The sequence below is a fragment of the Achromobacter sp. UBA4530 genome (assembly GCF_002388205.1).
GTDB classification, from domain to species: Bacteria; Pseudomonadota; Gammaproteobacteria; order Burkholderiales; family Burkholderiaceae_B; genus Achromobacter; species Achromobacter animicus.
In genome coordinates this window covers 41,349-50,279 of sequence record NZ_DGMA01000010.1, presented here as the reverse complement: position 1 = coordinate 50,279, position 8,931 = coordinate 41,349, and the positions used below count along the sequence as shown (strand labels likewise).

Annotated in this window: 7 protein-coding genes; all 7 read right to left on the bottom strand. The window is 65.0% G+C overall.

Annotated features, from left to right (window positions below):
• Positions 1 to 367: 367 nt before the first annotated feature.
• The gene (locus tag B2W22_RS11745) at positions 368 to 775 is read right to left on the bottom strand and encodes a RidA family protein (protein WP_175186015.1); all 408 of its coding nucleotides are present in this window, start codon (positions 773 to 775) and stop codon (positions 368 to 370) included.
• A 49-nt stretch (positions 776 to 824) separates the two neighbouring features.
• Positions 825 to 1,265 carry an acyl-CoA thioesterase gene (locus B2W22_RS11740; protein WP_286937776.1) on the bottom strand — a complete coding sequence of 147 codons (441 nt, stop codon included), beginning with the start codon at positions 1,263 to 1,265 and terminating at the stop codon, positions 825 to 827.
• A gap of 25 nt (positions 1,266 to 1,290) precedes the next feature.
• Positions 1,291 to 2,931, bottom strand: a complete 1,641-nt coding sequence (locus tag B2W22_RS11735) for an AMP-binding protein (protein WP_279975160.1) — start codon at positions 2,929 to 2,931, stop codon at positions 1,291 to 1,293.
• A 62-nt stretch (positions 2,932 to 2,993) separates the two neighbouring features.
• Positions 2,994 to 4,163, bottom strand: coding sequence for an acyl-CoA dehydrogenase family protein (locus tag B2W22_RS11730; protein ID WP_191578247.1), 1,170 nt, complete (start codon positions 4,161 to 4,163; stop codon positions 2,994 to 2,996).
• Positions 4,164 to 4,165: 2 nt separating this feature from the next.
• Positions 4,166 to 5,023: an enoyl-CoA hydratase family protein gene (locus B2W22_RS11725; protein WP_175125936.1), complete on the bottom strand. Its 858-nt coding sequence runs from the start codon at positions 5,021 to 5,023 to the stop codon at positions 4,166 to 4,168.
• Between the two features lie 42 nt (positions 5,024 to 5,065).
• Positions 5,066 to 5,857: an SDR family NAD(P)-dependent oxidoreductase gene (locus B2W22_RS11720; RefSeq protein ID WP_175125937.1), complete on the bottom strand. Its 792-nt coding sequence runs from the start codon at positions 5,855 to 5,857 to the stop codon at positions 5,066 to 5,068.
• Positions 5,854 to 8,205 carry a bifunctional salicylyl-CoA 5-hydroxylase/oxidoreductase gene (locus B2W22_RS11715; RefSeq protein WP_175125938.1) on the bottom strand — a complete coding sequence of 784 codons (2,352 nt, stop codon included), beginning with the start codon at positions 8,203 to 8,205 and terminating at the stop codon, positions 5,854 to 5,856. Before B2W22_RS11715 ends, B2W22_RS11720 begins: the two co-directional genes overlap by 4 nt.
• Positions 8,206 to 8,931: the final 726 nt, after the last annotated feature.

The following is an 8,931-nucleotide window of genomic DNA, read 5'->3' as shown; positions in this document are numbered from 1 at the left end:
GTCCGGAGCGAAGGCTCCGGACCGCAATCGTAGCCCCGCGCGCCCCAGACCGACGACGCGCCGGGCGTCTTAAGAACCGCGACCGGCGAATCATCGACGACGGCCAGACATCTAGCAAACGGACCTATGCACTGCGCAGGGTGTCAGACACCCGAATCAGTCCTACGCATCGCGCACGGTGTCAGACACCCGGCGAATACCGCCGCGCAATGACGACTTTCTCATGCGGGTGTCAGACACCTGACTTCAGCGGCATGCTCACAAGAAAATCCGCCCCACAAGCACCGAAGGCCCGCCGCCCTCGCCGCCCGGTGCCGGCCGGGAAGCAAAAGCGGCGAACCTTCGATACACCGTCAAACCATAAAAACTACTGCGCAGGCACAACCGCGGTGACCTCGATCTCCACCTTCGCGCGATCCTCCACCAGAGCGGCCACTTCCACCGCCGTCATCGCCGGAAAATGCCGACCGATCAACTCCCGGTAGTGTTTACCAATGCCCGGATACGCCGCAACGTACTCCTTCCTATCCGTCACATACCAAGTCATCCGCACGATATGCTCAGGCTTCGCCCCACCCTCGGCAAGAATCTGCACGATGTTCAGCAGCGCCTGACGCACCTGGTCTGCGAAATCATCGGACTCGAACTGCTGCTGCCCGTTCCATCCCACCTGTCCGCCCACAAACACGACCTTGCTGCCCACCTGCATCTCGGTCAGCACACCATTCGAATAGCCCCGGGGCGCCATCCAATCCGGCGGTTGCAGAATCTTCATAACGTCTCATCCTATTGATCAAATAAACAAACCACAGGGTGGCGCCCGCTTATGCCGCGGTTGCCAGAAAATGCTGCATGCGTTCCCGCAGATCCGCAGGCAGCGGCATCGACTTCATCGTCCGCAGATCCACCGTCACAATCGTCAGCGTCGCCGACAACCGCAACTGCCCCTCCGGCCCTTCAAACCGCACCAGCGCCTTGAACGACGCCCCACCGATGCGCTGCACCGACAGCGTCTGGCGCAGCTTCTCGTGCCACCGGCTCGGTGCGCTGAAATCGCACGTCACCGACGCCATCGGCGTACCGATATGCCGCTCCACATGTAGCGCATGAAACGGCAACCCCATTCCCTTGTCGAACCACTCCTCGACGAAATCATTGATCATCTCGAAATAGCGCGGATAGAACACGATCCCCGCCGGATCGCAATGGCGGAATCGGACTTCTACCTGGCTCACGAAAGGAGCCGTCGTGATGGGTGCTGCCATGATGTTTCCTTGATGCCTGCAATGCCTATGCCATCTTGCGCAGCGCAAACCGCTGCAACTTGCCCGTCTCGGTCCGCGGCAACGTATCCACGAACTCGATCGCGCGCGGATATTTGTAGGGCGCAATATTCGCCTTCACGAACGTCTGCATCGCCGTCACCAGCTCCGCGCTTGGCGCAAACCCCGGCTTCAGCACCACAAACGCCTTCACCACCTGACCGCGCTCGTCGTCCATCGCGCCCACCACCCCGCACTCCGCCACCGCCTCATGGCGCAGCAGCGCGTCCTCGACTTCCGGACCCGCGATGTTGTAGCCCGCCGACACGATCATGTCGTCGTTGCGCGCTTGGTAGAACAGATAGCCGTCGTCATCCTGCACGAACGTATCGCCCGGCAGATTCCAGCCGTCTTGCACGAACCGGCGCTGGCGCTCGTCCGCCAGATAGCGGCAGCCCGTCGGCCCCTTGATCGCCAACCGGCCCACCGTCCCGTTCGGCACCGGCTTCATCTCATCGTCAACGATCTGCGCCACATACCCCGGCACCACGCGGCCAATCGCACCGCGGCGCACCGACTCCGGCGGGCTCGACACGAACACGTGGATCATCTCCGTGCCGCCGATGCCGTCGATCATCTCGATCCCCGTTGCGTCCTTCCAGAGCTGACGCGTCGCATCCGGCAGCGCTTCGCCCGCCGACACGCTCTTCTTCAGCGACGACAGATCGAACTTGCCCACCAGCGCCGCCATCTGGCGGTAGAAGGTCGGGGCCGTGAACACGATCGTCGCGCGGAACTCCTGGATCAGTTCCAGCAGGCTTTCCGGCGACAGCTTCTCGGCCAGCACCGTGCTCGCGCCCACTCGCAGCGGAAAGCACAACAACCCGCCCAGCCCGAACGTGAACGCCAGCGGCGGCGTGCCGCAGAAAATGTCGTCCGGCCCCGGCTTGATCACATGCTTCGGGAAAAGGTCGCACATCGCCAGCACATCGCGATGAAAGTGCATGCAGCCCTTCGGCGAGCCCGTCGTGCCGCTGGTGAACGCGATCAGGCACACATCGTCCGCCGCCGTATCGCACGCCTCGAACGTGTCAGGCTTACCGGCCGCCAGCGCGTCCAGGGCATCGGCCGCCGAATCGTTGAAGTACATCACCTGCGCCAGACCCGGGCAGTGGTTCTCGTGATCCGGCTGCGCGCAGAACTGCGCCTCGTCCTTCAGGCGCACGTCGCACAGCACCGCCTGGATCTGCGCCTTCTCGATGATCTGCTTCAGTTCCTTCGAACGCAGCAGCGGCATCGTCGGCACCGTCACCAGCCCCGCCTTGATCGCCGCCAGCCACGAGGCCGCCATCATCGGATTGTTCGGGCCGCGCAGCAGCAGGCGGTTACCCGGCACCAGCTTCATGTCCTCGGTCAGCACGCGCGCGATGCGGTTCGTCAGCGCGGCCAGTTCGCCGTAGGTCATCGTCGCCGGCTTGCCGTCCTGGCGCCAGCGCAGCGCCACGCGATCGCCGTGGCCTCGGCCGACCATCGCGTCAACCAATTCCACCGCGCAATTGAAACGCTTTGGATAGGCCACGTCGGGGCCGTCCAGCAGGAACTCAGGCCATTGTTCGCCCGGGGGCAGGTTGTCCCGGGCAAAGGTGTCGATGTGGGCGGATACTTCCATGAAAATTCCCCTTGGCTGTGCGATGCGGTTTACGTTGCAAAAAGCAGGCGCTCGATGGCCCTTTATGCCTTCAGCAATTCACGGGCGATGATCAACTTCTGCACTTCCGTGGCGCCTTCGTAGATACGCAGCGCTCTGATTTCCCTGTAAAGCTTCTCCACCGGCATCCCCGACACCACGCCAGCGCCGCCGAACATCTGCAACGCCCGGTCGATCACCGTCTGCGCCGACTCCGTCGCCGTCATCTTGGCCATCGCCGCTTCGCGCGTGGTGCGTAGCTTCTGCACGTCGCGCATCCACGCGGCGCGGTACGTAAGCAGCGCCGAGGCGTCGATGGCGGTTGCCATGTCGCCCAACGCGGCTTGCGTCAGTTGCAGGTCGGCCAGCGTCTGGCCGAACATGCGGCGCGACTTGGCGCGCGCCAATCCTTCATCCAGCGCCCGGCGCGCAAACCCCAGCGCCGCCGCCGCCACCGACGCGCGGAAGATGTCCAGCGTCATCATGGCCAGCTTGAAACCTTGCCCCGCGTCGCCCAACCGGTGCGTCACCGGGATGCGGCAGTTGTCGAATGTAATGGTCGCCAGCGGATGCGGCGCGATCAGGTCGATGCGCTCGGCCACCTCGAACCCCGGCGTGTCCGCATCCACCACGAACGCGCTGATGCCCCGCGCGCCCGGCGCTTCCCCTGTGCGCGCGAACACCACATAGAAGTCCGCAATGCCGCCGTTCGAAATCCACGTCTTGGCACCATTCAGCACATAGTGATCGCCATCCAGCTTCGCCTCGCAGGCCAGCGCCGCCACGTCCGACCCCGCATCAGGCTCCGACAGCGCAAAAGCCGCAATCGCCTCGCCGCGCGCCACGCGCGGCAGGTAATGCTGGCGCAGCGCATCCGAGCCCATCAGCGAAATCGCGCCGCTGCCCAGGCCCTGCATCGCAAACGCAAAGTCCGCCAATCCTTCATGCCGGGCAAACGTCTCGCGCAGAATGCATACCGCGCGGGAGTCCACCTCCGGCAGCGCGCCGCCCCAAGCCCCGCCCGGGCCTCCTGCCACCGCGTAACGCAGCCACCCGGCCTGGCCCATGGCCTTGACCAGCTTCTTGCATGCCGCATCTGCGTCGTGATGGTCCACGTCGCCCAGCGACTGCTCGCACCAGGCGTCCACGTCATGCGCCAGCTTGCGATGCGCGTCGTCGAAAAAGGGCCAGTCCAGCCAGCTTGCGTCGCGCATCATCAGTTCCCCTCAAAGACAGGCTTCTGCTTGGCCACGAAGGCCTCGTAGGCGCGATGGAAATCGCGCGTCTGCATGCAGATGGCCTGCGCCTCGGCTTCGGCCTCGATGGCCTCGTCCACACCCATGTTCCATTCCTGGTGCAGCAGCTTCTTGGTCACGCCGTGTGCGAAGGTCGGACCCGCGGCCAGTTGCGCCGCCAGCGTCTGCGCCGCTTCCAGCAGCTTGCCTGACTCGTGCAGCGCATTGAAAAACCCCCAGCTCGCGCCCTCGTCGGCCGTCATCGCGCGGCCGGTGTACAGCAGTTCCGAAGCACGGCCCTGACCGATCATGCGCGGCAGCAACGTGCACGCGCCCATGTCGGCCCCCGCCAGCCCCACGCGGGTAAAGAGGAACGCGGTCCGAGCGGCGGGCGTGCCCAAGCGCATATCCGACGCCAGCGCCACCATCGCCCCCGCGCCCGCGCACACGCCGTCCACGGCCGCCACGATGGGTTGCGGGCAAGCGCGCATGGCCTTGACCAGATCACCCGTCATGCGCGTGAAATCCAGCAGTTCCGGCATGCTCATCTTCGTGAGCGGGCCGATGATCTCGTGCACGTCGCCGCCCGAGCAGAAATTCCCGCCCGCGCCCGTCACCACCACCACCTTGATGTCGGTGGCATACACCAGCGACCGGAAGAAATCGCGCAGTTCCGCGTACGAATCAAACGTCAGCGGATTCTTGCGCTCGGGACGGTTCAGCGTAATGGTGCCGACCTTGCCGTCGTCCGACACCTGCCACAGGAACGTCTTCGCCTGGTAGCCGGCGATGGGACGCTTGTGATGCTTCATGGTGTGCTCTTCGGGCTGGGTGCTCATGGTGTCTCCGTTCATGAATGCTGGGTGGATGGAACGCCGGCCTCAGCCGGTCATCACTTCGCCGCCGTCGACGGCGATCGCCTGGCCGTTGATCGAAGCGGAGGCCGGCAGCGCCAGCCACGCGACCGTCTCGGCCACTTCCTCGGGCTGCACCAGGCGGCCCTGCGGGTTGCGCTCCGCCAGTTTCAGGCGGGCGGCTTCCGGCGTCATGCCGGTCTTCTCGACAATGTTGGCGACGGCGCCGCGCACGATGTCGGTCTCGGTATAGCCGGGACACACCGCGTTGACCGTCACGCCCTTCTGCGCCGTTTCCAGCGCCAGCGACCGGGTCAGCCCTATCACGCCGTGCTTTGCAGCGCAGTAGGCGCTTACATACCCATAACCGATCAGCCCAGCGGTGCTGGCCACGTTGATCACCCGGCCCCACTTTTCCTGCAGCATTCCCGGCAACGCCGCCTGGATGCAATGGAAGGTGCCCGTCAGGTTGACGGCCAGCATCTGGTTCCACAGCGCGGCGTCCGTGCGGTCAAAGCGCTGACTGACCGCCTGCCCCGCGTTGTTCACCAGGATCAGCACCGGGCCGAACTCGGCTTCGGCCTGCGCGAAGGCGGCGCGCACCGAGGCTTCGTCGGCAATGTCCGCGCTGACCGCCTGCACCTGACCCAATCGGGCCAGCTCGTCGGCGGCCGCGTCCAGCGCGCCGCCATCGCGGCCCAGCAGCGTGACGCGGGCGCCGCGCTGCAGCAGCGACCGGGCGGCGGCCAGGCCGATGCCGCGGGCGCCGCCCGTCACCAGGGCGTGACGCCCGGCGAGCGGTAGCGGTTGTGCGTTCATTTGATATCCAGTTGCGCCATCGCGGCGGCGCGTTCGAAGTTGGTCTCAAGCTGGCGCTTGCCGGCGAAATACTGGCTCGGCCACGACACATCAACATAGCCCACGCGCGCCGCTTCGCGCAGCGTCCAGGAGGCGTCAGCCAAATGGGGACGTGCCAGCGCGCACAGGTCCGCACGGCCCGAGGCGATGATGCCGTTGGCGTGGTCGGCCTCGAAAATGGCGCCCACCGCAATCGTGGGGATGCCGGCTTCGTTGCGGACGCGATCGGCAAACGGCGTCTGGAACATGCGGCCGTACACCGGCTTTTCTTCCTTGCTGACCTGACCGGACGAGCAATCGATCATGTCGGCGCCCGCCGCCTTGAAGTGACGCGCGATCTCGACCGCATCGTCCGCGGTGATGCCGCCTTCCACCCAATCGCTGGCCGAGATCCGCACCGACATCGGCTTGTCCTCGGGCCACACCGCGCGCACCGCATGGAACACCTCCAGCGGGAAGCGCAGCCGGTTTTCCAGACTGCCGCCGTATTCATCCTCACGCCGATTGGTCAGCGGCGAAATAAAGCTGGACAACAGATAGCCGTGCGCGCAGTGCAGCTCCAGCCAGTCGAAGCCCGCAGCCGCCGCGCGGCGCGCCGCCGCCACGAAGTTGTCGCGCACTTCGTCCATATCCGCGCGCGTCATGGCGCGCGGCGTCTGCGACACGCCTTCGATGTACGGCAGGGCCGACGCCGACACCAGCGGCCAATTGCCCTCTGCCAGCGGATGATCGATCTTCTGCCAGCCGAGCTGCGTCGACCCCTTGCGGCCCGCATGACCCAACTGCATGCCGATGCGCGCATCGCTGTTGCCGTGCACAAAGTTGACGATGCGGGCAAACGCCTGCTGCTGCTCGTCGTTCCACAGCCCCGGGCACCCCGGCGTGATGCGGCCATCCGGCGACACGCAGGTCATTTCCACCATCACCAAGCCGGCGCCACCCATGGCGCGCGCGCCCAGGTGAACCAGATGGAAATCTCCCGGCACGCCGTCCGTGCACGAATACATGGCCATCGGCGACACCAGGATGCGATTCTTCAGCCGCACGCCGCGCACCTGATAAGGCGTCAGCATCGGAATCGCCGGACGCCGGCCCTCGGGCGTGGCCGCGCCGGCGCGTTCCGCGATCCAGCGCTCAAAGCCTTCCAGCCAGGCCGGATCGCGCAGGCGCAGGTTCTCGTGCGAAATGCGCTGCGAACGGGTCAGCAACGAATACGCAAACTGCTCGGGTTCCAGGTCGGCGTAACGCTCGACGTTCTCGAACCATTCGGTGGAGTTGCGGGCGGCGTTCTGGATCTTCAGCACCTCGACGCTGCGCACTTCCTCGTAATGATGCAGTCCGGCCTCGACGCTGCCTTCCGCGCCGCTCAGGCAACGCGCCAGCTCGATCGCGTCTTCCAGCGCCAGCTTGGTGCCCGACCCGATGGAAAAGTGCGCCGTGTGCGCGGCATCGCCCATCAGCACGACCGGCACGCGGCGCTCGCCACGGGCGGTGTCCAGCTTGTTCCAGTGGACCCACGTATTGCAGATGACGCGCGGGAAACGGATCCAGATCGCCGAACCACGCAGGTGCGACGCATTGCTGATCAGCGGATTGCCGTCCAGCCAGGGCGCAAATAACTTCTCGCAATAGGCGATGCCCTCTTCCTGGCTCATCTGCTCGATGCCCGCAGCCTGCCAGGTTTCCTCCGGCGTCTCGACGATAAACGTCGACATGCCGTCCTCGTACCGGTAAGCATGCGCCTGGAACCAGCCGTGCTCGGTCTGCACGAACGCAAAGGTAAAGGCATCGAACACCTTCTTGGTGCCCAGCCAGACGAAGCGGCAGCGGCGCTGGTCGATGTCGGGATGGAACGTATCGGCGTACCGGGTGCGAATCTGGCTGTTGATGCCGTCCGAGGCAATGACGAGATCGGCGTCGTACTCGCGGGCGATGGCCTGGTCGTCCTGGACGAAGTTCTCGAACACGAGCTTCACGCCCACGTCTTCGCAACGCGCCTGCAGGATGTTCAGAAGCTTCTTGCGCCCAATGCCGATGAAGCCGTGGCCGCTGCTGCGGATGCTGCGTCCCTTGAAATGGATGTCGATGTCATCCCAATGGTTGAACGCATCGCCAATGGTTTGCGCCGAGACGGGATCGGCCTCACGCAAATTCTGCATGGTGGCGTCGGAGAAGACCACGCCCCAGCCAAAAGTGTCATACGGACGGTTGCGTTCGATGACGGTGACTTCGTTGGCGGGGTTCTGCAGTTTCATGAGCAGACCGAAATACAGGCCGGCGGGACCGCCGCCGATGCAGACTATCTTCATTGCCGTATACGCTCCAAGTACGCGACAGTCGCTCTGTGGTGCTGGAGCGGAAGCCGCAGATATTTAGGTCTGGATAGTTTAGGCTTGAAATATATATCGGAAGTGGTGGGTGTGCAAATGAGGGAAAGTATTTAGTGATGCTGGAGGGGGACGGGGAAATGGGGGACGATTGGAGTGCGAGTGTTGGGGCGGGGTTGGGCGTGAATGGCTGTGTGCGACTAGGTGTGGGGCGCGTGGCGTCGAGGCGGCATTGACTGTGGCTCTGGTTGGCTGTGGCTTTGGATTGACGGTTGCTGCGATCTTCTCCCGCCCCTCGGCACGGGCGACAGGGGGCCGAGCGCCCACGATTGCGGTCCGGAGCCTTCGCTCCGGACTGCCCCGTCGTCATCTTCGTCCGCCTTCGGCTCCCTTCAGATTCCCTCGGGCGCATCGACGGCGCTCGGCCCCCTGTCGCCCGCACCGAGGAGCTGCGGTGTGCATGATTCGGGGCGCTGCTAGAGCAGTGGTCAGGGACGAGTCTTGCGGGGCCCGCCGAGTCGCGGCCGCGCGGGCGGCCACGATCGGCATACGCGCTGTGGGTCGACGTGGAGGTAGTCGCTTGCGCGCTTGCGGGGAGTGGGGTTCTAAAGCTCCAGCATCACCGTGGGGAGAGCCGTGATGGGCGGCGCGGCGACGGTTCGCCACAGCCTGCCGACCTGTACGCGCGCCGCCCATCGGGCACTAGAG

Coding starts and splice junctions, on each gene's coding strand:
- B2W22_RS11720 (WP_175125937.1), bottom strand. CDS start 5,857: ATGAACGCACAACCGCTACCGCTCGCCGGGCGTCACGCCCTGGTGACG.
- B2W22_RS11745 (WP_175186015.1), bottom strand. CDS start 775: ATGAAGATTCTGCAACCGCCGGATTGGATGGCGCCCCGGGGCTATTCG.
- B2W22_RS11725 (WP_175125936.1), bottom strand. CDS start 5,023: ATGAGCACCCAGCCCGAAGAGCACACCATGAAGCATCACAAGCGTCCC.
- B2W22_RS11715 (WP_175125938.1), bottom strand. CDS start 8,205: ATGAAGATAGTCTGCATCGGCGGCGGTCCCGCCGGCCTGTATTTCGGT.
- B2W22_RS11735 (WP_279975160.1), bottom strand. CDS start 2,931: ATGGAAGTATCCGCCCACATCGACACCTTTGCCCGGGACAACCTGCCC.
- B2W22_RS11740 (WP_286937776.1), bottom strand. CDS start 1,265: ATGGCAGCACCCATCACGACGGCTCCTTTCGTGAGCCAGGTAGAAGTC.
- B2W22_RS11730 (WP_191578247.1), bottom strand. CDS start 4,163: ATGCGCGACGCAAGCTGGCTGGACTGGCCCTTTTTCGACGACGCGCAT.